Here is a 23,549-nt window from a genome sequence, read left to right as displayed (position 1 = left end):
CCTGTTGTGCTTTATATCGCAAAAATTAACGGTTAATCACTACAACAAGCTGGGCAGACACAGTTTGTAACAGCTGTGGGTAAAAATTACCGAAACTTTCGGCCTGTCTGTTAGTCCAAAATTAAAATTCGACTCATGGATATAAAAAGAATGCTCAAAAAACTGCAATCAGCCTGGCAAAATAACCGCTTGTTTCTGTTGTTCATCGCGCTAATGATAATGTTTCGTAGCGCCGTCGCCGACTGGAACCATGTGCCAACAGGTTCAATGCAGCCCAGCATTCAAATCGGTGATCAAATTACAGTCGACAAATTAGCTTATGACATAAGAGTGCCATTGACCCATATCTCCATTCGGGCACTCAATGAGCCTCAGCCAGGAGATATCGTAATTTTTGACTCTAAAGTCTCTGACAAGCGCTTGGTAAAGCGCGTGATTGGTGTTCCCGGTGACCGGGTTGCGATGCAAAATAATCAGCTGATTATCAACGGCATGCCACTGCAATACAAAAAAGTCAGAGAAGAGAATGGTGTTGAGGTGCTGACAGAAACCTTGTCTGATTCACAACACACCATCCAGATCAGAAAAAATGCCTCGCGATGGGCAAACTTTGACGAAGTGCTTGTTCCGGAAGGTTACCTGTTGGTATTGGGTGACAACCGTGACAATAGTGCTGATTCACGAGCCATTGGCTTTGTGCCCCGGCATGAAATAGTGGGAAAAGCACAGACTGTCGCCTATTCGCTGGACTATGATAATTACTTTTTACCCCGCCTGGACCGAATCATTACCCCAATTGATAGCATTTAATTTTAAAGAGGCGCTAACCAGCGCCTTCTTTTTTGCCTACACTATAGTTCCAATGTGAGGCTAAAAATGGCGATAAAACGATCAGACTCCCTACTTCAATGCCTGGTGAGTGCATTGTTGCTGCTGAGCTTCTCAATTAAGGCCATTGAACAGGATGCCACTCAGAAAGTTTATACCCTGGGTGTACAAAACTTTGATTACTTTCCTCATTACAATTTCACAGACCTGACTGAGGATTCATGTTTAGAAGAGCTCATTACCCTGATTCATCTAAAAACAGACATGCGCCTGACAGTTGTGCCCTTGCCAACTAAACGCCTGGAATACGAGTTTTTTGAAACCTTAGAGCTTGATGCCATATACCCGGCAAATAAACGCTGGTATCAAGGCAAGACCCAAAACATCCACTACAGCGATACCTTTGTCACTAGTGTGGCGGGTACCATGGTGCGGGAACCAGGGATCCCGGCGGAAAAAATTCGTTCGGTTAGTATTCCCTTTGGCTTCACACCGGTAAAATGGATTCAGGATGAACGTACACAACAGGTGCAAATTTTCGGTGTGCCCAATGCGAATATGGCGCTGCAAATGGTGGCTGCCGACAGAACTCATGCAGCCGATGTGGAGTTTAATGTGGCGCAACACCTGAATATGATGATGGGGCATGGTCTGGTATTGGATCCCGAACTCCCGCTTTCCTTTCCTGAGTTTCAATTCGCCAGCATTAAACACCCAGAGCTAATCAACAAGCTAAATGCGTTTTTACAGGAAAATATGGAAGAAATCGCCTCACTAAAGCGTCATTTAAATCTGATAGAATCCATTGACTGAACACCGCTCACTCAATGCGGTTCAATATAAAAATTCTGGCGTTAAGTATTCTCTTAATCGCCTGAGAGGAGAACAATAACAATGAACAAATACCTGCTCAGCTTTCTGCTATTGATAACAATGAGCAACCTGTCTGGATGTGTCGCCGTTGCTGTGGTTGATGCGGCGGTGGGGGTAACCACCACTGTTGTTGAGGGTACTGTGGATGTCGTGGACGCGGTAACGCCAGATGTATTCTCAGATGATGATGACGATGATAACGAAGACGAGGAAGACGAAGAATAAGCCCTCAGTAGAGTCCATACATTTGCAGCGACTGTAAAAGCTTTTCCCGAGAGACGGGTTTTTTGATGAAATCCAATGCCCCAAGCCCCAGTACCCGCTCTCTCATCATGGGTTGCACATCTCCCGATACGACAATAACAAAGACTTCCAGTTTTTCCGCCTTGATGGCTTCCAGTACCTCAACGCCATCCATTACAGGCATCGTCAGATCCAAAAACAAAATCGTTATATCTTTAGCGCGCAACAACTCCATGGCTTCTTGCCCCTGGGTTGCCATGTGTACCTCAGATGCCAATCCTTCGGGCAAACTGCGCTCAACAGACTTTCGCCCCAGTTTGGAATCATCACAAATTAATACGGGAAAACTCATGCCTTATCAGGACTTCCATTATTGATTTATTAATATTATTGTCAGGTAATACCAGTTTTGGCCTGCGTTAACATACCAGCGGAATTTCACATGTCAATCAAGCAAATCGCTACCTCGAAAATCGCCTATGAAATCCTGAAGGGATTTGAGAAGAGTTTCCGTTTATACAATCGCATTACTTCCGATGCCAAAAAGCGCTTCGAAACCTCGCAATGGCAGGCCTGTCAACAGGCATCCAGGGAGCGCATATCCCTGTATGAAAAGAGCCTGACTGAGACGGTGGCCCAGCTTTATGAGTTATTTTTACCACAACAGCAACCTGTCACCTTTTGGCAACAACTAAAGTTGGATTACATTCAACAACTGGCGGATCACCCGCAGTTTGAGCTGGCAGAAACCTTTTACAATTCGGTAATTGGGCGAATTTTTAAGCATAAAAAAATTGATGACCAGGTGATGTTTGTTCTGCCTAGCCGCTGTTATTTGTCTGGCTTTAACCGCCCGCGGGTTATCAACAACTTTCGCACCGACAAAACGGTAAAGTCGACACTGCAACAGATGTTTACCCACTATCGATTTAATGTGCCGTTTGAGGATTATCAGCGAGATTTACACAACCTCACCAGCGCCATTAAACAACGGCTGAGTTTTAAGGAACTTACCCAGGTTCAAAGAGTAGAAATGCTGCAAGCAGAGTTTTTCCGGGGCCGGGCCGCCTACCTGGTGGGGCGTATCTGCTTCGCTGATCATTACAAACCCTTCGTTGTGGCTCTACTGATGAGTGAACGTGGAGAACTTTATGTGGACACCCTGCTAACCGAGAAACGGGACTTAAGTGTTTTGTTTGGTTTTGCCAGAGCCTATTTCATGGTGGATACCCAATACCCGGCTGAAGTTGTCGCCTTTTTGCAGGAGCTTTTACCCAACAAAAAGCACTTCGAACTCTATACTTCCCTGGGTTTTTATAAACATGGTAAAACCGTATTTTACCGAAACTTTTTACAACACCTTGAAGAGTCAGACGATCAGTTTGAAATTGCACCGGGGATCCGCGGCCTGGTAATGATGTGCTTTCACCTGCCCTCCTATGGGGTAGTGATTAAAATCATTAAAGATGAATTTGCAGAAAGTAAGAAGATCACCCGCCAACACGTCGTCGACTGTTACAAACTGGTAAAATCCCATGACCGTATTGGTCGCATGGCTGATACTCATGAATTTGCCAATTTCCGCTTGCCCAGAGACCGCATCCATCCCGATTTATTGCAAGAGTTGCTGGACACCTGCAAAAACAGCATTGAAATTATGGACGACGAAGTATTGATTAAGCATATGTACATCGAGCGCAAGATGACACCGCTCAACCTGTTCCTGGCCAATGAAACGGACCCGGTAAAAGTGCGCGATGCGATTCAGGATCTGGGCACAGCTATAAAACAGATTGCCGCAGCGAATATATTCCCAGGTGATATGCTTCACAAAAACTTCGGTATCACCCGACATGGGCGGGTGATATTTTACGACTACGATGAAATTTGTTACATGTCGGAGCGCAATTTCAGAAAACTACCTCAATCCGATGACCCTTACGCCCTGGATACTTTATCAGTGGCGCCAAATGACGTTTTCCCAGAACAGTTCGAACACTTTATTATTGGCAAGCGCGAACTTAAGGCGATTTTTAAGGAGCTGCATGCCGATTTATTCACTCCTGAATTCTGGCAACAGGTACAAAAGCAGGTAGCCAATGGCGATATTATTCATGTCAGCCCTTACCCGGAGGAAGCGAAGTTTCCTCGTCAGTCATTGCAAAAACGCGCCTGAACAGCATTTTATCAGGCGCATAGGCTTTGCTCTTTTACCAGCTAGCGACCACTGCCATAGCCTGCCAAAGCATCATTAATGACAAGACAAAACCGGCAGCCCAAAAAAGGCTGCGCAGTACATGCTGATCCAGCCAATACATTAGCAAATAACAAAACCGAGCAAAAACGAATCCCATCGCATAGTACTCTGTCATTGCACTAACCCCATCAACAGCGACCACCGCCAGAGCGCCTGGAATATACATAATTAAGGCTTCAAAGCTGTTGTAATGTGCCGCCTTACACCTGGCCCCAAATCCTTCCAGACGGTCTTGTTGTTGTCTTGGGTTGCGATTGTCATACCCCTTTAACTTGTTCATCTCCAAAGCCAGTGGCGCTTTGGCCAAAATAGGCATGATAGTGGCAATAAACAGGCTGATTAAAACGATTTCCATGCTGTTTCCCGATTTAATTGAATATTCAGAAGGTTAGGCTTAGCATACTCCCGAATCTGCACTACAACCAGTGTCGATATGTCCAAAAGCAGTGTTGATATGTCCGAAAACCGTTTACCAGATATAGTCCTGCCTTCGCCTTTGCAAAAACTCGAAGGGTTACAGCATCCTAATCTGTGGGTAAAACGAGACGATCTAATCCACCCCATCATTTCAGGCAACAAATGGCGCAAACTGCAGGGTTTTATCAGCCAAACTGAACAACAAGCTCCGCAAAAAATCATCAGTTTTGGCGGTGGTTATTCCAACCATTTACACGCCCTTGGCTACCTGTGCAAACAACTCGGTATCCCTTTCGTCGCCATGGTGCGCGGTAACTACACCCTTAACATGACACCCATGTTAAAAGATCTGCTGAACTGGCAGTCTGAGATTCATTGGCTGACCAAATTGGAGTATCAACAAAAGCAGGATTTACAACGGCTGTCCGGTAAAGTATCCAATTTAGAAAACTGTTTAGTGATACCCGAAGGCGGCTCAGCGAAAACGGTGCATCAGGGTATGCAGACATTAGTGCAGGAACTACCAGAAGACCTGGATGCCCTCTTCTGCCCGGTAGCCAGCGGAGGAACACTGGCAGGATTGATACAATCCTTACAGCAACAGCAACGCAAAACCAGAGTCATAGGCATTGCTGTGCTAAAAGGTCAGGATTATCTGGAAAACCTGGTGCGGAACCTATTTACTGCAGACAACGCGAATCAACATCCCTGGCAAATAATTCACGATTATCACTTCGGCGGTTATGCCAAAAGCAATGATGAGTTAACGCAATTTTGTCAGGATTTTACTGATTCAACTGCGATCCCATTGGAACCTGTGTATAGCGGAAAAGTATTCTTTGCCCTGCTACAACTGCTCAACAAGGGATACTTTGCTCAAGACGAAAAAGTTGCGGTGCTGCACACTGGCGGGTTACAGGGACACAGGTAATCAGGCATCACCTACCCCCGTTTCCCAGCCAGCAATATTTTTTAGTCGCCAAATTGAACACGTATTCCGGCATTTACGGTAAAACCATCATTCCGGGACCAGATATCAGTGGTCCAGCGACCGCTTCTCGCCTGCTGCAATAGTAACAACGGGTCATCCTTAGTCTGACGAACATTTAGCAGGTTTTCCGCATTGAGGAACCAACTGACACGACCAAAAGTAATTTGCCCCAATAAGCCTAAATGCCAGTATGGTTTGGCGCGCTCCCGATAGGGGTTATCTTCAAGATGTTGCGTTCCAGTGTAGTAGGCTTCAAACCCCACCAGATGACTTCCGTGTTCCTCCCACATAATCACCATTCCAGCGGAGTGCCTCGGTGTTAAGGTCAAAGGTGTTCGACCAGTCTCTGTATCATTGGGTTTGCTGGCATCAGTGTATAAATAGCTTCCGGTGAATTTTATATCTCGCCAGCGATAGCGCAGTAACAATTCCATCCCTGATATTTCACTTTCACCTTCAATATTGACTAATTGCACGCCGGGAGAGTTTAAATTCTGATTGTCTTCAGGCACCTGCAACTCAGTGGCATTTGCTATTTCTGATGTAAACAGGGTCATGCTGGTTTCCAGACTACTGACCATGTAACTGATATCAACAGATGCCGTTTCAGCCTGCTCCGCCTCAAGCCCCTGCAATGGTGCTAGCCGCGATAACCCCGCTTCATCAATCTCTTCCACAAAAGGTGTTGGCGCATAAAAACCCTGGCCGTAGGCACCTCGGATTACCCAATTTTCGGGACGGTACAACACCGAGATACGAGGACTAAATTGAGTACCATATTCGCTGTGCCAGTCAGCACGTGCGCTCAATGACATGGCAACATTTTCCCTCAGATCATAGTCAAGCTGTGAAAATAAGCCCGGGACTTCGTAGCTATAATCGAAAATAGGAAATGTATCCGAATCAAATTGCTCCGCCTGATAAGCGGCTCCAAATAACCAGGCGGCGTTGTCCAGATAGCCAGATACACTGGATTCAATTAAAAAGCTTCGATGCGTATCCTGCTCAAAGATATCGCCAAATTGATGCTCATGGCTCTGAGACATCGCAGAACCTCGCAAATTGAGATTCTTGGTGTCACTCAGAGGTTTGTCATAAACAAAGCCTAAATCCGAACGCAATGTCTTCAGGTTCTGTTGATAACTACTGCCATCGGGAGTAACCGCTCCTTCTTCAGTACCTCCCTGACGATTCTCTTTCATGGTACCCATGGTGATATAGAGGTTTTGCCCTTCGTCCCCCTGCCAGTATAACCTCGGGCGAATACTGCCACGTTCATAACCCGCGATATCAATCCAACCATCATCATCCAAATCTTGTTGTTTTTGATGGTGTATACCGCTGGTTAAAGAACCACTCCAGGAATCTGTTAGGGGAGCAGCAAAGTAAGCTGTCAAATCCTGACCATCTTTAGAAGTCAGATTCAAAAGTACCTCTCCTTCGGATTCGTCAGATGGCGTTTTTGATATCAGATTTATCAGGCCACCCAGTGCAGATCCGCCATACAAGGAGGATGCAGATCCTTTGATGATTTCGACATTGGCTAAGTCTGTAGGAGGGATCTGTAACAAGCCTATTGAAGCGGTTTGACCGCCATACAGTGGCAGCCCATCACTTAATAATTGTGTATATCGACCGTATAGCCCCTGAAGCCTGATATTGGCACTACCTAGCGCTGGTGAGGTAGTTTGCACTCTGACACCACCGGTTTCGGCCACCAGCATGGAGATATTTCCCGGCCGCATCAGGGCTTTTTCCTGGATTTCTTCAGCGTTTATAATCTCAGTTCGAGTGGCTGATTCAGTGACAATACGGCCCAGTCTGGACGCCCTGACCTGAATTCGTTCTACACCTTTGTCATGATGATCGTGATGCTCTTGATGTTCGTGATGCTCTTGATGTTCGTGATGCTCTTGATGCTCTTGATGCTCTTGATGCTCTTGATGCTCTTGATGCTCTTGATGTTTCTCATCATGAAGTACTGTTTTATTCTTGTCAGCATAAGAATCCAATGGCAATGCCAATATCGCCATGGCAATAAACGTATTTTTTGTAAGCATGTCATACCTTTTAAATGCTTAAATATTTAAATTGGAAATAGTCGAAAATTTGGGATTGATGTTTTCAGGCACACCAATCTTGTGTGGTATGAATGGGAGGTCGATAAACAGGATTGCTGACAAAGTTTGAACAACCTTCGGGATACCCGGGTAGTGGTTCAGCATAGGTCACCGGGTATTTTTCGGCGAGGTGGCCCGCCAGGTATATAACAGTGGAACAGAGACTGTCTGCGCAAGCACAGTCAATATTGCAACAATCGGTATTACAACAATCTTCTTCCCTACTATGGTCGTTATCAGCAACTATGTCATTGCCATGCACTGCTAAGTCATGATTTTCATCGTCGTAAGAATGAATCACCGTATCACAAGGATTGCCTGACAGCGATGCCTGTACTTGCCCCAAAAAAGCGACAAATAGCAGAATTACTGTAAAGATGCTAAAGCGCTGACGATGCATATAGCGATTATTGCGCCTGTTGCCGGGTAGCCAGTCGAATTTTTCGGGCTATAGCCTGTTGTCTTTTCCGCTCAGTATCAGCGTAAACAGCCGCTCCGATAATTCCCGCTTCATTTAGCAAGGATGCCGCAACAACCGGCGTTTTTATCGTTAACAATGATTCAAACTTTTCCATTTTTTTACTGGCGCCACCGCCCAGAATAAACAAATCGGGCCAAAACAGCGCTTCCATAGTCGTCAGATAATGATCAAACCTGGGCCCCCAGTGTTTCCATTTTAACTCTTCGCGTTTTCTGGCCGAATCAGCTGCGTATCGTTCCGCCTCGTGCCCGTTATCCAGATGAATATGGCCAAGTTCGGTGTTGGGCAGCAGTTGTCCATTGGTAAACACCGCCGTACCCAGACCTGTGCCAACCGCCACAAAAATCACTACGCCCTCTTTGTGTTGCTGGCCTTTGCCAAAACTAAATTCAGCCATGCCTGCGGCATCTGCGTCATTGACGCAATAAACATCACAGCCGGTGGTCTGTGCAAACAGTTCTTCAATATTGGTATTAATAAAAGCATCATCAACATTAGCAGCAGTTTTGGCCACACCGTGCTGAATGGCCGCCGGGAAACCACAACCAATGGGCCCTTTCCAGGCGAAATGAGTTACCAAGGCTTTGACGGTATCAGCAACGGCTTGTGGTGTTGCCGGTTGCGGAGTGGGGATTCGGTGACGCTCGGTGAGCATAGCCCCGGTTGCCGTATCTACAATTGCCCCTTTAATACCAGAGCCACCCACATCAATACCCAAAATACGCATCTTAGCTTCCTGTTGAATCATTGGAATTAATATTTAGCCTATCTGGATTTCGCAAAATCGCAAACATCAGGGGGTACCTGACAACTCTTGCTTTGCTCCCGTTTGCAAAATTTTGATCTGGTCCCCTTCCTTAACGCCATTTTGCGCGAACCAGTTTAAATTCATTTCCAGCGCGTAATACACAGGTGCAGAGCTGGGAACCGATGTCAGATCCAATGGTTTCATTTGCTTAATATCCACAATTTCGCCATCCCGTTTAAAAAACGCCACATCCAGTGGAATTAATGTATTTTTCATCCACATTGAAATCAGTCGTTCACGATCAAACTTAAACAACATGCCGCAGTCCTGGCAAAGCTCGGTACGAAACATCAGCCCCTGAGCACGTAACTCCCAGGTATCGGCGTATTCCACTAGCAAAGTTTTGCCATTTACTTGAATGGAAGCCCGTTTAAATTCAAGCTCCTGCGGTGTTAACTCCTGAGCCTGAAGGAAAGTTGCCAGTACTAAACCCAGTACCAACAACAAAAAAGAAAAGCGATTTTGTTTCATAATAAGGTCCATTTTTGGGTGAACTTTAAAGCCTCTTCTCTCAAAACAAAAGCCCTTATTCTGTAAGAATGTTTATTTGTTCCGGCAGATATTCAAGCCGCACCTTACTGCCATAATGAATGTCCTTTATGGGCTGACTGATGACTTCAAGCAAAGAGGCGTTGTGAAAGTGTTGGGTTTTAGTTTCCGGATGAGGATAATACACAAACCCCTGATAAGCCTTGCCTTTGTACCAAAGAGTACATTCCGCAAAGGAGAAGGTTTCCGGATTAAAACCCTCTACCCACTTGATGTTTTCGAACTGATAGGCAGGTTTGAGCATTTTAAACTGCGCTGGCGCCACAGATATATTCAGGGTGCCAGGAAAATAGCCGCTCAAATCTAACCCCAGTGCCTTAAAATACGGTATTTGCATAGGCACACTGCCACCGGGATAGGGACTGTCTTTGGCCGTGCCCGAAGCAATCTGGTGTCCCTGAATTACGACACCATCTATAAATCTGGACTGACTCATTCAGCTCTCCCCTGATATCCCCGGTTTACCATAGCAAGTAGCATTTTGGCGGAGATACCCGGACCAAATACACCACTTTCAACTTCCCAGATCAGACAGCGAATGGCCCGATTTGCTGGTGCATAGATATTGGCGGCTTCTGCCAGGTCTGCCACAGCACCGTTCATATAAGCGATTTCAGTCTTTCGCCCCGCGCTGACGTCTTCCCACATGGAGGAGCGCGCTTTCGGATCAATAGCCAGCATCTTCTGGGCGATAAGTTTAAACAAGGGATCCGGCAGCCCAAGCAGTGCCGGTATCCAATTTGGGGGCACTGCGGTTAGCTTGGCCAGTTTAATGTTGTGCTTTCGACAGTACTGAAGCAATTCTTCCTGACACATTGCCAATACCCGACGATAATCTCTTTGCTCTAACTGTGCCTTTAGTGGAATATCCGATAACGCGTTGATGGCATTGTTGAGGTTTAATAACAACTTGCCCCAAACAATTTGCTCCAGGTTTTCGTTCAGTTCACAGCCCAAACCATAAGCCTGCCAGGCTCTTTGCAAAGGCATAAGTTCTGAGCGAATTGGCAGGTGCAAAGCCCCCTCTGTAGCGCGATGAAAACAAGCTCCGGGAGATTGCACCACGTTAAAAGGTGTGATCCCGGCAAATACCTTAAAATCTGGCAGGGCTCTCTGTACTTGTTCGACTGCGCCAATGCCATTTTGCATACAAATAATAATGGCTGTCGGTTTAGCGAATTGCTGTAATTCCGTAATAGCGGATTCAATGGCAGTGCATTTCAGCGTCACCAGAATAATATCAGCTCGTTGCAAAATCTCCGGGGAAGTTTCAAATCTAACATCTGAAACCACGTCCTCGCGCCCCTCATAATCGGTTAGCCGGATGCCTCCCGCCTGTGCAACTTCATCCTTGATGCGCTGCCGCCCCAACAGGCAAACTTCGACACCTTGTTGATACAAAATAGCGCCGATATAGCAACCAATCGAACCGGCTCCATAAATTACTGTGTTCACAAACAAACCAGAGGTAATGAATACTGCCACTAGGCTATTCCTGTGACAGTTTTTTTGCAATCAAAAAGGGGCTAAGTAGCTTTATACCCAAATCACCTCAAGATGCTAGCTTTCAGTATCTTGAGGTGATTTGGGTATATTTACCAGCACTTAGCCCATAATTGCAGCTACCTCGAAGAACGGTATAAGGCGCACAAGTTATGAAAATGGTATTTCAACAAGAGCGCGATAAACAACAAAGCCAATAACTGATACACACTACCGCCACTGGATTTACTGCGATTTAACACGGTAACAGACACACTTTGAGCTTCGCTGGTTAGCTCCCCATCACTGGCTCTGATCAGAAAAGAAAGACGAGTTTTTTCTCCCACCTGAGGTGCAGTAAAGCGCAGACTTTGACCATCGGAAGTAATATCTACTACCACGCCTTCTGTTTGTTCAGCAATAAACGTCAAATCATCACCATCGATATCAGTGACAACGGGGGAGATGACCACTGTCTTACCTTCTTCGACTGTCATAGCAGTGAAAGATTGTAAAACTGGTGCATCATTCACTGGCGTAACCGATACCGAAACTGATGTCGGACGAGCATATTTACCGCTACCATCAGCAACTCTGTATTTAAAGCTATCCTCACCACTAAAATCCGGCTCTGGAACATAGCGTATCTTGCCGGAGACCACCTCGGCGGTGCCGTGAACAGGAGTCCCAACAATCTCAAGACTTTCGCTGACCAGTCCACCTGTAGCTTGCACTAGTGCCGTTGCTATCGCTTTATGTTCTGCCTCCAGGAGCATTTCAGAGGTCAATGTCAGCGCGGTTTGAGCTTGATCATTGGCCAAAACATCAATCGCCCGTTCTCCGTCTTCAAAGACTTCCTGAGAGTCAGCAACGCCGTAGTCCTGTCCTTCGGAAAGCACCATGTCTACCTGAACCAATACCAGGCCTTCTTCGATAGTGTTTAACTTAAGTGCGGCCCCCGATTGAGGCATAACACCGATGGCTGAATTTAATCCGTCATAATAATAACGAGTGGCGCCGATGGTCCCGTCCATATTTTCAGCTCCAATAGACAAATAGTCTGGCTGGTAAGGAATACTGAGATAGTTAAACCATATGTCATCGCTGTTTTCTGCGATGATTAACTGAAAAGTGAATCCTTCAGCATTTGTACTTTCTTTTTGGCCAGTGACTGAAAATCCATCTTCCTCTGGGAACGTGTCGAGCTGATAAGGTTGTACATCGTCCCATTCAATCACCAGGTAATTAATGTCATCAATGACGCGAATTGCAGCGCGTAAATAGCCACCTCCGGTATCACCCTCCTCATTATCATCAAGTAAATCGAATTCGGTCCAGAACGGAGCTATCACATTATTTAAATTATCTGGTTGCGGTAATTGCTGGTTAAACAGAGCGCTAAAAAATCCGATATTGTTACTACCTGGCACCACAAAGCCATTATCAGACACAGTTAAGGACTGATATTGCTCCCCGTTGAATTGAAAACTAAAATCCAAAATCACATTAAAACCATTGCATCCATGACTGCAAGGTAAAGGTTCTACACCTGCCTCCGACAATCTGAAATCATCCCACAAACCCTGAGCTTCAAAGTCCATGCTGCCGCTAGTCATATGCCCTTGCCAGTTCAGTTTTGAGCCATCTTCTGACAACATCATTGAGCTGGTTGTTGAGTTCCTTAAGGTTACGGATTCTGTGCCTGATACAAACTGCGCATTTTCGGGGGCAATTAGCTGTGCCGAAGCTTGCTCAGCCGTACCCGTATTACGCAAACGCGCTGTGAAAGTTACGGGGTTAGCAGATTGCAGATCATTGCCGTCATAGCTCACCACTAAACTACCTTCATCACTGGTGTCATTGGCATAGATAACCAACGGCATGTGCTGTACCTCCCCTTGCTCATTAGTCGCGGTTAAGCGACCAAACACCCATTTATCAAACAAGATATGTTGCGGGTCAGCCCGACTGGCATCGACAGAAATAGCGATGTTAGCTTGATCATTCGCTTCACCTGATGGTGCCAAAGTAATGTTTTCAGGAGTAACACTGCCGATGGTGTCGCCATCAAAGAAGGTGACACTTAGTTGCCAGTGTTGACTCTCTTGAGTTTCATTAAACAGGGTATTTTGGTGACTACAACTTCCAATACAGGCGGGTGAAGACCAGGAGGGCTCAGCCAGTCGTAATTTGGCGTTCAATGCCGCCAGCGTGTCCAGACGCCCTGCTCCCTGATGGAAGGCATTGGCAGGAGCTATCCCCAATTTGACTTGCGTTTCTGAAGTGGACATCAGTGCTGATTTTATTTGCTGTGGCGTCCATTGTGGAAAGCGTTGTTTTAGCAAAGCCGCGGCCCCTGCTACTTGAGGCGAGGCCATACTGGTGCCCGTTAACATGGCAAACACCATTTCAGGTTCACCATTACTTGTTGCGCCTGATTCCAAACCTCCCGGCCCATCTGGAAAGGGGTTAAAGACGAATTCATCCGGTGAGTAGGCTGACAAGATATTGGTTCCCGGCGCGGCCATATCTGGCTTGAGTACCGAAGGGTTATTATTAGGTCCGGTTGAGCTAAAGGGATTCACAATATCCACATACTGAGTTTCTATCCCCTGCTCCGGTTGATGGCTGATATTCAATGTAAAGTCACCGGCATAAGCGTCATCCACCAGTTGCAAACCATTTTCCCTGGATAATCCAAACACCGGAATGCTGTAGGTGCTCTGGTAGGGTATGAATGGCTCATAAGTGCCCATACCAAAAGCCCCTGCCTGATAGATAAGAACCGCTTCACCACCAGCGCTTTTGATATTGTCAGCCACCTCTTCCAATGAACAAAATGGCCGATAGTCCACCAACACTATGGCACCAGAAAAATAATCAGAATCCATTGCAGTGCAAGCGGTGTCATCCAATGGGCTAATGCTGTTCAGAGATTTCAGGGTAAGATTCAGAGGCTGCTCCAGTTGCTGATTGCTCCCCTGGTAGGCCAGAAAACTGTTGCCATTGACTTGTAGTCGATTGCCGATGAAACGGCCATGGGTGGTATTAGCTACTGCAATTCCAGATTCAATACAGGCCGGACAATTAATGGTGGCTCCCGGATGTGCCGTATTACCGGCAGCATTCACCACTACAATTCCAGCAGCCTCGGCGTTGCCAAACACCTGATTATAAATGGACGTATCAGGGTCTTCACCGCTGCCCGCCCCCCAGGAATTATTGATAACATCCGCGCCATCCAGCACCGCGCTTTCCAGTGCCTCAAGCAGCATGGTGTCAGTACCATAAGCCATGCCCATGTCACTCATGTACAGTGCTTTATACACCATAAGGTAAGCACCGGGAGCTACACCGGAAATATCCAAATCAGCCTGATTAAAGCTGATATTTACCGGATTACCCACAGCAATACCTGCCACATGAGTGCCATGACCGTCAAATCCTTTAGGGCTCAGATATTCACCGGCGTAAATGCTCATACCATGCGCAGCAGGGTCCATGTACCGGGCCACGATAAGTTTATTATTACAAAACCCGCTATCGCCTTCGGCGGAGCGACAGTAATCCGGGTTAATGGTTAAATGCTGATTATGACTCAAATCTGGTGCTTCAAATCCGGCACCGTCAAACATAGGGTTTTCAGAGCGGATACCCGTATCAATGACCGCCACTTTAATGCCCTTGCCTGCTTCAGCCTGACCACCTATCTCCTGCCATGCTGCCACAGTTTGTGTAACCTGATGACTGGCATCCAGATTGAGGTAACGCATCCGCACCGGGTAGACAGCTTTCACTTTAGCGTGGGAGCGCAACTGTTTTAATCCGCTGTCCTCAATACTCACCTGAGCTCCATGAAACAAAGTACTATGCGTACTGTGTACCTTGATTCCCGAAATATCCGCTTTAAGCGCTGCGACATTCACTTTAGTTTGTGCATCAAGGGTCTCTTTTAATTGTGCTAATTGCGCTGTTTTTGCTACTAAACGATTCCCCTTAATAGCTTTTTCACTAAGAGCAACTTGTTTCGCCAGCGGCTCTTCATAAAACTCCACCAAATAGCGATTTTGTAGCAGGTTTTTAGCCCTGATTAATGTCGGCGTCCGGAGTTGCTTTACGGCTTTTACTCGCACCGACTCGTCATGGATTATTTTCTGCACCGACGCAGGTTTTAGCTCTGCAGACTGTGCATGATTAGCTGCAATTCCCGCCGAACTTAATAGCACGGTCAGCAACAGTACAAATCTCAATTGACGACGCTCAGTTATTTTCATTATGGCTTCCTGAATTATTTCACTGGCAAAATTATGAACAATTCACGGCACAGCTGACTCGCCATAAATGTTTAGAATTGTGATCAAAAGTAATCGACGTTGAGTGCCGGTTTTGTCGCTATACACAAGCTTGTTTCAGGCAAAATTAGCGTTAGTGAAACAACGAGAAATGAATCATGAATACCGAAAATTATTTGAAATTTGGTGCTTTACACCACGACGAAGCGCCGCTGTTATTGGTCAATATTTGGGATTCCGCGGGGGCCAGCATAGTATCAAATTCGGGTGCAAAAGCCGTTGCAACCAGCAGTGCATCAATGGCCTGGTCGTTAGGCTATGCCGATGGCTACCGCCTGCCGCAGAACGAGCTGTTGTCAGCAGTTGAAAGAATAATCAAGGTCACAGAGTTGCCGGTTACCATTGATATCGAAAACGGCTACAGCGATAACCCAGTACAGGTTGGCGAACTTTGCACCCGTTTAAGTGAGCTGGGGGTTGTGGGTATCAACTTAGAAGATGGTCAGCAACCAGAGCAGTTGCTCTGTGAAAAGATTTCGGCTATCAAAATGGCTTCAGAAACGCTGTTTGTCAATGCGCGAACTGACCTGTTTTTAGCTCCGTCAGAGTCCACGAATAACACAAGGCTCGAAGCAATCCACAGAGCAGCTCTCTATCAAAATGCCGGTGCTGACTGCCTGTTTATTCCGGGTCTCAGCGACTTCGAACTGGTACGAAATATTGTCGAACAGGTACAACTGCCTCTCAACTTAATGTTGCAACAAAAAAATGACATTGAGCAGGCTTGCAAAACTGGCATTGCCCGCATATCCCTGGGGCCCGCATCGTTTCTCAGTGCTTATTCTGGTCTCATGGAATATTACCAAGATGATAAGGAGCAGCATCAAAAACTGCAATACGACACCATGCAGGGGTATTTGCTATAGCAATTAAAATAAAAAACCGAGCCGCATGGCTCGGTTTTTACAAAGCTTGAATTGAATCCTGCTTAGGACAGATTCAAGGTAGGAATGATATTCTTCTTCGCTTTTTCTTCAGCCGCTTTAAAGTCAGGCATTTGATCAAAGTTCAGATAACGGAATACTTCCGCGCTCATGGACTCAATCTTATTAGCGTATTCCATGTACTCGGCAGCAGTAGGAATTTTACCAACGATAGCACCCACAGCCGCCAGCTCGGCAGATGTCAGGTATACATTCGCGCCATCACCCAAACGGTTAGGGAAGTTACGAGTCGAAGTAGAAAGTACGGTTGCACCTGCCGCTACACGTGCCTGGTTACCCATACACAGTGAACATCCCGGCATTTCAGTACGCACACCAGCACGACCGTAAATATTGTAATAGCCTTCTTCCATCAACTGAGCTTTATCCATCTTAGTTGGTGGAGAAATCCACAAACGGGTAGATAGAGGTGCTTTGTTTTGATCCAACAGCTTACCTGCTGCACGGAAGTGGCCAATGTTGGTCATACAAGAGCCGATGAATACTTCATCTACCTTGTCACCAGCAACGTCTGACAGTGTTTTCGCGTCATCAGGATCGTTAGGGCAGCATACGATTGGCTCTTTAATTTCGTCCAAATCAATTTCGATAGTTTCCAGGTACTCAGCGTCTTCGTCAGCACGCATCAGTTCTGGATTCGCCAACCATTCTTCCATCTTCTGAGCGCGACGCTCCAGGGTACGAGGATCGCCGTAACCTTCGTTGATCATCCAGCGCAACATAGTGATGTTAGAACGCAGATATTCACTGATGGATTCTTCAGATAACTTGATAGTACAGCCAGACGCTGAACGCTCTGCAGAGGCGTCAGACAATTCAAACGCCTGCTCAACAGTTAAATCTTCCAGACCTTCAATTTCCAAAATGTTACCAGAGAAGATGTTCTTCTTACCTTTCTTCTCAACAGTTAGCAAGCCTTGCTTGATGGCGTACAACGGAATCGCATGAACCAGGTCACGCAGTGTGATACCAGGTTGCATCTTACCTTTAAAGCGTACTAACACCGACTGTGGCATATCCAGAGGCATAACCCCTGTCGCTGCCGCAAAAGCCACCAGACCAGATCCCGCAGGGAAAGAAATACCCAGAGGGAAACGAGTATGGGAGTCACCACCAGTACCAACGGTATCAGGCAATAACATACGGTTTAACCAGCTGTGGATAATACCGTCACCTGGACGCAACGAAACACCACCGCGGTTCATGATGAAATCAGGTAAAGTGTGCTGAGTGTCGATATCAACAGGCTTAGGATAAGCTGCTGTGTGACAGAATGACTGCATGGTTAAGTCGGCAGTAAAACCAAGACAAGCCAGGTCTTTTAGTTCGTCTCGTGTCATAGGACCGGTTGTATCCTGTGAACCCACAGTAGTCATCTTAGGTTCGCAGTAAGTGCCAGGACGGATCCCTTCAACACCACAGGCCTTACCAACCATTTTCTGAGCCAGGGTAAAGCCTTTACCACTGTCTTTAGGCTGTTCAGGTTTACGGAATAAATCAGATGCTTCCAGGCTCAGTGCTTCGCGAGCTTTCTCAGTCAGGCCGCGACCAATGATCAGATTAATACGGCCACCAGCGCGCACTTCATCCAGAATCACTTTTGACTTGTAGCTGAACTCAGATAAGAGTTCACCGGTTTCAGCGTTGGTGATTTTGCCTTCCAGAGGGAAGATATCAATAACATCACCCATTTCCAGCTTATCAACGTCAGTTTCAAATACTAAGGCACCAGCATCTTCCATGGTATTGAAGAAGATAGGGGCAACCTTACCACCGATACAAACACCACCACCGCGTTTATTTGGAACGCCTGGCAAATCTTCACCGAAGTACCATAAAACCGAGTTAGTGGCCGATTTACGCGATGAACCTGTACCTACAACGTCACCAACGAAAGCGACAGGGTGACCTTTAGCTTTAACTTCTTCGATTTGCTTCAACGGACCAACTTCGCCGTGAACTTCAGGCTCCAGGCCGTCACGGGTCATTTTGTACATGGCACGTGCATGTAAAGGAATATCGGGACGAGACCAGGCATCAGGTGCCGGGGATAGGTCATCAGTATTGGTTTCTCCCGTCACTTTAAACACCGTCATAGTGATTTTTTCAGGGATGTCATTACGAGACGTAAACCACTCCCCTTCTGCCCATGACTCAATAACGTCTTTTGCGAAAGCATTGCCCGCTTTCATTTTGTCTTCAACGTCGTGGAAAGCGTCGAACATCAATAAAGTATGCTTCAGTTCTTCTGCCGCTAACTCAGCCAAATCGGCATCATCTAACAGCTCTACCAGTGTTGCGATGTTGTAGCCACCGTGCATATTGCCCAATAACTGAACAGCTGCTTCTTTGGAGATAATAGGTGAACTGGCTTCGCCTTTTACAATAGCGGATAAAAAGCCGGCTTTAACATAAGCGGCTTCGTCAACACCAGGAGGAACACGTTCAGAAACCAGCTCTAACAAAAAGTCTTCTTCCCCGGCTGGAGGAGATTTCAATAACTCTACCAATGCAGCAACTTGCTCAGGGTTTAGTGGTTTAGGTGGGACGCCTTCTGCAGCGCGTTCCTCGACGTGTTTACGATATGCTTCTAACACAACAAGATCCTCTTAAAATGTTTCGCACAGATGTGCTGATTGCAATGAGAATCATTCACACAACAAATAGTTGTTGCCAGCTAGTTTCAGCTGGTGAATAACGACTCATTGCATAGTCGGATAAGAAAGAAGGCTAGTATAAAGAATCCTAACAATAAAGGAAAACTATAGGTGTTTTTAATTCAGAATATCCACTATAACTATTGTTTATGATGAATTGATAATTTATCATTTTTTAAAATATTAAATAGCTATGATATTCATAATCATTTGCATTCAACATGAAACTACTCGGGTTCAAATTGACGAGCCTGCAGCGCAGAGAGTTTGGCATAATACAAACTTCGTTCAGACTGCTCCCAGGATTTCTCAGCAGCAATGCGCATTGCCTGAGCGGCTTTAGAATACTCACCACGGCGATACAAACTCTTCGCCATGCCAAAATAAATTTCATCCAGATAAGGTGCCAGCGCCATCGCCTTTTTATAATAATTTATCGCTCGGCTGTGATTGCCAGACTCATAGGCTTCATGCCCTAATTTTATCCAGGCATAGGGATTGGTATCTGGGTAATCCAGCATTTTCAATCTTATTTGTTCGGCCTCGTCCAACCTGGCTTGAGTTTCTAACAACAAGGCGTAGTTACTCATCATATTGGTATTGTGGTGTTCTCCCTGCATACCGTATTGATAAAAGCGTTCCGATACTGCTGGCATATCCAGGCGACGATAAATAATGGCCATTAAATTGACATTTTCGGCATCAGTAGGGGCCAACTCTAGCGCCCGATGGGCTACCCAAAAAGCCTCGCTGAGGCGATTTTCCATCAGCGCATCGGCAGCCAGATTGCGGTAATACATGCTGATAAAACGCGGCTCGTCGACTTTCTCTCCGGGAACGTCGTAACGATTAGGGAAGTAGTCCACAACTAACCGTGGACGCACCAGAGTGATCACCCCTTCCTCCGGTTCAAAACTCGGATCGTACAGGTAAGTACGCACGTGATAAGACAACAATAAAACATTGTTTTTCTTTTTATACACTGGTGAAGTATGCACCAACTGGTAGCCGACTTCGACGCCTGCAATTTTGGCCAGTGCGGTTGTCATCAAAGCCAATGATAAGCAGTTGCCGCCTTTTTTCGTCATAGCAACACTGGCGGTATAGGTGTCACTCCGATAATCAAAACCCGATGTATATTGTTCTAAATAGTCATACAAACGCTGGTGTGGTGCAATATCGGCGTATTGCGGCGCATTAAACCAGCTTTCAAACTCACGAACCTGTTCAGCAGATAATTGAAACAATTCGTTGTCGTTAAAGGCAGGTTGTTGTTCGATGGTTTTTGGGATTACCCTCTCTGGTAATTCTCCACTTAATTCCGTTTGGAAAATAAACGTGCTGCTACAAGCACTGAGTAGCAAGGATGCGATCACTATCAGCTTTTTCAATTGGTACTTCCTTTTAATTTATCGCCCGTACAATAAAAAAATAACCCCAAATTGGCAAATGTCGGCAATCAAATAAAAAACCGGGATTGTAAATTAATTGTTATGAATACGTATGCGAAACGTTGTCAGGTCATCGGATTCCAGGATACAAATTAAACAAAGCAAATCAAAAAAACTGCGTTCACTCGGCTAAGTTAGCAAATTCCATGACGAAAAATGAATTGATCCTGCAAAGATTGGAACAAATCCGCTTTGTTGTCTCTGCACAAAATCACACCCTGGCAATGCTGCTACCTGACAAGAGCAGCAAGCTTCATTCGCTGCGGGATAACGATTGCGACATAGGTTTAACACTGCTGGTAGAGCCGGGTTGTAAGGCACTATTTTTGGATGACATTCGCTGGCTATCCGATATTCAACACATCGCCTTTGAATTCAGGCGCAGCCCTGGTCATTTTCGCTTTTTGTTCTCTGATGGCATTTTTTGTGATTTAACTATTGTGGAAAAACAAGAACTGGAACCATGCGAAATTGAAAATAACCGTATCGCCTGGTTGCACAGCACCATGGATTCGGAAATTTTTGATGTTGCTGTGCCACAAAGCTCCAGACAAAGTCCCGACAGCATTGAACAACACGGGGAGCCACAATGGCTGCTTGGAGAGTTACTTACCAACTTACTAATTGGCTTAAGGCGCTACAATGAAGGGGATAAATTATCCGCCTTTTACCTCATTCAACATCACGCTTTATCCAGATTACTAACCCTGGTTGAGAACTGGGAGCCAAAACAAGGTGCAAGTCAAATGGGCCAACATTGTGGTCATAAGAGCTTTGAGCAAAACTTTCCACAGTTGGCCGATCTTGTCGCCGGATTTGCTCAGGGCTATGAAGCGTCACCACGCTCCGCCCTGGCGATTCTGGACTATGTTGAACAACACGAAAGTATTAATTATTTCATCAAAGACCAGATACTGAACCTGATTAAGCCCCACAGTAATTTGCATTAGCTGTTTTTAAGCGCTTTGCAGCTCTCGCTTTTTAGCCATTTCCCGAGATAGTAAATAAACCAAAATAGCAATGGACCCCGTTGTCAAAATAGCGATTAGCCAGGGAGCTGGATTTATCCCTCGGGATTTGGCATCAGCAATCATCCAACTGCTAAACACCAGACAGCTGATAACCAAATCTAATAAGATTTGGAAGGCGCCGGGAGAAGCAAAACCCGATGCCCAAATGCCAATATAGCCAACCTGCAACAACGCCCAAATGCTGTAGCCACCAAAAAGCACTAAAGCCAATAGCAATAACAAAACACGCAAACTCATATTTATCTCCAGTTGATTCGCAGTGATAGTTATCTGATGAATCAGACATTGCTGCAATTACCTGAAAGGTAATTGTGCTGTGACCAAATTACGCTAAATTTGAAGGTACAAAAATGTAGGGATATTTCATCATGGCACTAAAACAACCGGTTTCGCCCTTTTCTGCAGCACTAAAAAAGTGGCGTAATTACAAAAAGTTATCCCAATTAGATTTATCACTGGAAGCCAATATTTCTCAACGGCACATCAGTTTTTTAGAGTCCGGGCGCTCAAGGCCTGGTAGAGACATCATATTGCAACTGGCAGAAGCCCTGGATATGCCACTAAGAGACCGCAATCAGTTACTGATAAGCGCGGGTTTTTCACCCATTTATAATGAAAGAAAGTTAAGTGACTCGGCGATGAACAGTATCAACAACGCCCTCACCATGATGTTGACTCACCACGAACCGTTCCCGGCTCTGGTGGTAGATCGCAACTGGAACCTGCATATGGCAAACCAGGCCACCAATAAGCTACTCAATCTGATTGGCAGGCCGGATGAATCATTGTTTAGCAAAGATAAACTCAATGTTTATCGATTAACCTTTTCAGAGAAGGGCTTTCGACCCCTTATCAGTAACTGGCAAGAAATCGCCAATCCTCTGTTACTAAGATTACAGCGCGAAGTCAATGCCGACCCGGACAACCAATTTTTGGCTGAGCTGTTTGACGAAATGCAGGCACAGGCTGGCACCTGCCAGTATTCCGGTAGCGATATCGCCGCCACTATTGCGCCAGTGCTGTCTGTGCATATTCAGATTCAAAATCTGGAGTTGAAACTCTTTAGTATGGTATCTGCCTTTGGCACAGCCCTCGATGTCACCGCTTCAGAACTAAAAGTAGAAACATTTTTTCCTGCTGATGAGGCCACCAAGCAGTTTTTTAAGACTAAAGGCCAATAGTCCTGCTCCACAATCTAACGCAAACTATGTGCTAAGTTCGCTAACTGGAGTGACGTGCAGTTTGAAGAAACCTGTGTTTGCAACAATTTTATCCTTGTTGATGCTTAACCTGCCATCAACAAAAGCTGGTACTCACCTCACAATAGCGGTTATAGACTGGTGTCCTTATATTTGTAATCTCAGTTCTGACCGGCCTGGGCTGCTGGTTGAGCTTGTTGAACACATCTATCGAGACAGCGAAGTACAATTGGGATTTTCACTACTCCCCTGGTCAAGAGCCATTAAAAAGGTAGAGTCCGGGAAATATATGGCACTTTTGGCACCCGCTAAAAACGAAGCCCCTAACTTGCTGTACCCTGCCATCCCGATAGGAATTCAAAGATTCTGCTTTTTCAGCCGCGCAAATGATGAGTGGCGATATCAAAATCCGGAAAAAGCAATGCAGCGCAGTGTTGTTTACCCAGCAGACGCGCTCCCTGAGGAATTTAAGAGACTTTCAAACGACAATCCAAATTTTAAAAGTTTCCCCTATGACGTACGCTTTCTGGATAAAACCACAAGATTGCTACTGAATGGCTTGGTGGACAGCATTCTGATCACTGAGTTTTCGATGTTGTATTATCAAAAACAACAAAATTTACAAGGTGAAATAAAAAATAGCGGCTGTGCCTCTCAATCTGACTTGTATCTGGCATTCACCCCAAGAGCAAAATTCTCGCAAGATGTAATTCATTGGCAAGCACTCAGTGATAAAGTGCTGAGTTCCCCTGAAACACAGGAGGTCATTCGCAAAATAATGGCAAAGTATGGCATCTGAATAATTCAAACAGTTGTTTCACTTCTGCCCTATTCCTACTTATACTCAAGATAACTCAGTCATTGTA

At 45.7% G+C, this 23,549-nt stretch carries 21 protein-coding genes; 9 read left to right on the top strand and 12 right to left on the bottom strand.

What is annotated here, in order from left to right; translation table 11 throughout:
• The first annotated feature begins 150 nt into the window (after window positions 1–150).
• The 3 genes from lepB to ACXAD8_RS21915 all read left to right on the top strand — a co-directional run bounded on the left by lepB (window position 151) and on the right by ACXAD8_RS21915 (window position 1,926).
• Entirely contained in the window at window positions 151–810 is a 660-nt protein-coding gene (lepB, locus tag ACXAD8_RS21925) for a signal peptidase I (protein ID WP_475232452.1), read from the top strand.
• A 66-nt stretch (window positions 811–876) separates the two neighbouring features.
• Window positions 877–1,641 (top strand): hypothetical protein, encoded by a 765-nt coding sequence (locus tag ACXAD8_RS21920; RefSeq protein WP_475232450.1) that lies wholly within the window; start codon window positions 877–879, stop codon window positions 1,639–1,641.
• Window positions 1,642–1,722: 81 nt separating this feature from the next.
• Window positions 1,723–1,926 carry an NF038104 family lipoprotein gene (locus tag ACXAD8_RS21915; RefSeq protein WP_475232449.1) on the top strand — a complete coding sequence of 68 codons (204 nt, stop codon included), beginning with the start codon at window positions 1,723–1,725 and terminating at the stop codon, window positions 1,924–1,926.
• 4 nt (window positions 1,927–1,930) lie between these two features.
• Here ACXAD8_RS21915 and ACXAD8_RS21910 read toward each other — a convergent pair whose 3' ends face one another.
• Window positions 1,931–2,296, bottom strand: coding sequence for a response regulator (locus tag ACXAD8_RS21910; RefSeq protein ID WP_475232447.1), 366 nt, complete (start codon window positions 2,294–2,296; stop codon window positions 1,931–1,933).
• A 90-nt stretch (window positions 2,297–2,386) separates the two neighbouring features.
• On the opposite strand from ACXAD8_RS21910, the gene aceK reads away from it, so the two are divergent.
• Window positions 2,387–4,120, top strand: coding sequence for a bifunctional isocitrate dehydrogenase kinase/phosphatase (gene aceK, locus ACXAD8_RS21905; RefSeq protein ID WP_475232445.1), 1,734 nt, complete (start codon window positions 2,387–2,389; stop codon window positions 4,118–4,120).
• 34 nt (window positions 4,121–4,154) lie between these two features.
• Here aceK and ACXAD8_RS21900 read toward each other — a convergent pair whose 3' ends face one another.
• A complete protein-coding gene (locus ACXAD8_RS21900; RefSeq protein WP_475232443.1) occupies window positions 4,155–4,556 on the bottom strand; it encodes an MAPEG family protein in 402 nt (133 codons plus the stop codon).
• A 78-nt stretch (window positions 4,557–4,634) separates the two neighbouring features.
• On the opposite strand from ACXAD8_RS21900, the gene ACXAD8_RS21895 reads away from it, so the two are divergent.
• Entirely contained in the window at window positions 4,635–5,549 is a 915-nt protein-coding gene (locus ACXAD8_RS21895; protein ID WP_475232441.1) for a 1-aminocyclopropane-1-carboxylate deaminase/D-cysteine desulfhydrase, read from the top strand.
• A 41-nt stretch (window positions 5,550–5,590) separates the two neighbouring features.
• On the opposite strand, the gene ACXAD8_RS21890 is transcribed toward ACXAD8_RS21895, so the two are convergent.
• The 7 genes from ACXAD8_RS21890 to ACXAD8_RS21860 all read right to left on the bottom strand — a co-directional run bounded on the left by ACXAD8_RS21890 (window position 5,591) and on the right by ACXAD8_RS21860 (window position 15,323).
• Window positions 5,591–7,669, bottom strand: coding sequence for a TonB-dependent receptor plug domain-containing protein (locus tag ACXAD8_RS21890; RefSeq protein WP_475232439.1), 2,079 nt, complete (start codon window positions 7,667–7,669; stop codon window positions 5,591–5,593).
• A gap of 64 nt (window positions 7,670–7,733) precedes the next feature.
• Window positions 7,734–8,129: a hypothetical protein gene (locus ACXAD8_RS21885; protein ID WP_475232438.1), complete on the bottom strand. Its 396-nt coding sequence runs from the start codon at window positions 8,127–8,129 to the stop codon at window positions 7,734–7,736.
• 7 nt (window positions 8,130–8,136) lie between these two features.
• Window positions 8,137–8,937 (bottom strand): polyphosphate--glucose phosphotransferase, encoded by an 801-nt coding sequence (gene ppgK / locus ACXAD8_RS21880; protein WP_475232436.1) that lies wholly within the window; start codon window positions 8,935–8,937, stop codon window positions 8,137–8,139.
• A gap of 66 nt (window positions 8,938–9,003) precedes the next feature.
• Entirely contained in the window at window positions 9,004–9,489 is a 486-nt protein-coding gene (locus tag ACXAD8_RS21875; RefSeq protein WP_475232434.1) for a DUF192 domain-containing protein, read from the bottom strand.
• Between the two features lie 55 nt (window positions 9,490–9,544).
• Window positions 9,545–10,003, bottom strand: coding sequence for a hypothetical protein (locus tag ACXAD8_RS21870; protein WP_475232432.1), 459 nt, complete (start codon window positions 10,001–10,003; stop codon window positions 9,545–9,547).
• A complete protein-coding gene (locus tag ACXAD8_RS21865) occupies window positions 10,000–11,052 on the bottom strand; it encodes a 2-dehydropantoate 2-reductase (protein ID WP_475232430.1) in 1,053 nt (350 codons plus the stop codon). Before ACXAD8_RS21865 ends, ACXAD8_RS21870 begins: the two co-directional genes overlap by 4 nt.
• Window positions 11,053–11,189: 137 nt before the next feature.
• Window positions 11,190–15,323, bottom strand: coding sequence for a S8 family serine peptidase (locus ACXAD8_RS21860; protein WP_475232428.1), 4,134 nt, complete (start codon window positions 15,321–15,323; stop codon window positions 11,190–11,192).
• A gap of 176 nt (window positions 15,324–15,499) precedes the next feature.
• Here ACXAD8_RS21860 and ACXAD8_RS21855 point away from each other — a divergent pair, with 176 nt between their 5' ends.
• Window positions 15,500–16,267 (top strand): isocitrate lyase/PEP mutase family protein, encoded by a 768-nt coding sequence (locus ACXAD8_RS21855; protein WP_475232427.1) that lies wholly within the window; start codon window positions 15,500–15,502, stop codon window positions 16,265–16,267.
• Between the two features lie 62 nt (window positions 16,268–16,329).
• Here the strand turns inward: ACXAD8_RS21855 and acnB are convergent, their stop codons facing one another.
• Both acnB and ACXAD8_RS21845 read right to left on the bottom strand, forming a co-directional pair.
• Complete coding sequence (acnB, locus tag ACXAD8_RS21850) at window positions 16,330–18,942, bottom strand: bifunctional aconitate hydratase 2/2-methylisocitrate dehydratase (protein ID WP_475232425.1); 2,613 nt, start codon at window positions 18,940–18,942, stop codon at window positions 16,330–16,332.
• 287 nt (window positions 18,943–19,229) lie between these two features.
• The gene (locus ACXAD8_RS21845; protein ID WP_475232424.1) at window positions 19,230–20,393 is read right to left on the bottom strand and encodes a tetratricopeptide repeat protein; all 1,164 of its coding nucleotides are present in this window, start codon (window positions 20,391–20,393) and stop codon (window positions 19,230–19,232) included.
• 206 nt (window positions 20,394–20,599) lie between these two features.
• Here ACXAD8_RS21845 and ACXAD8_RS21840 point away from each other — a divergent pair, with 206 nt between their 5' ends.
• A complete protein-coding gene (locus tag ACXAD8_RS21840; protein WP_475232422.1) occupies window positions 20,600–21,403 on the top strand; it encodes a hypothetical protein in 804 nt (267 codons plus the stop codon).
• 6 nt (window positions 21,404–21,409) lie between these two features.
• Here the strand turns inward: ACXAD8_RS21840 and ACXAD8_RS21835 are convergent, their stop codons facing one another.
• Complete coding sequence (locus ACXAD8_RS21835; protein ID WP_475232420.1) at window positions 21,410–21,721, bottom strand: hypothetical protein; 312 nt, start codon at window positions 21,719–21,721, stop codon at window positions 21,410–21,412.
• Between the two features lie 131 nt (window positions 21,722–21,852).
• On the opposite strand from ACXAD8_RS21835, the gene ACXAD8_RS21830 reads away from it, so the two are divergent.
• Window positions 21,853–22,665: a helix-turn-helix domain-containing protein gene (locus ACXAD8_RS21830; protein WP_475232418.1), complete on the top strand. Its 813-nt coding sequence runs from the start codon at window positions 21,853–21,855 to the stop codon at window positions 22,663–22,665.
• Between the two features lie 73 nt (window positions 22,666–22,738).
• Window positions 22,739–23,482, top strand: coding sequence for a type 2 periplasmic-binding domain-containing protein (locus tag ACXAD8_RS21825; RefSeq protein WP_475232416.1), 744 nt, complete (start codon window positions 22,739–22,741; stop codon window positions 23,480–23,482).
• Window positions 23,483–23,549: the final 67 nt, after the last annotated feature.

This window comes from Planctobacterium sp. AWH2_060 (assembly GCF_056158425.1).
This window is presented reverse-complemented; position numbering and strand designations above follow the sequence as displayed.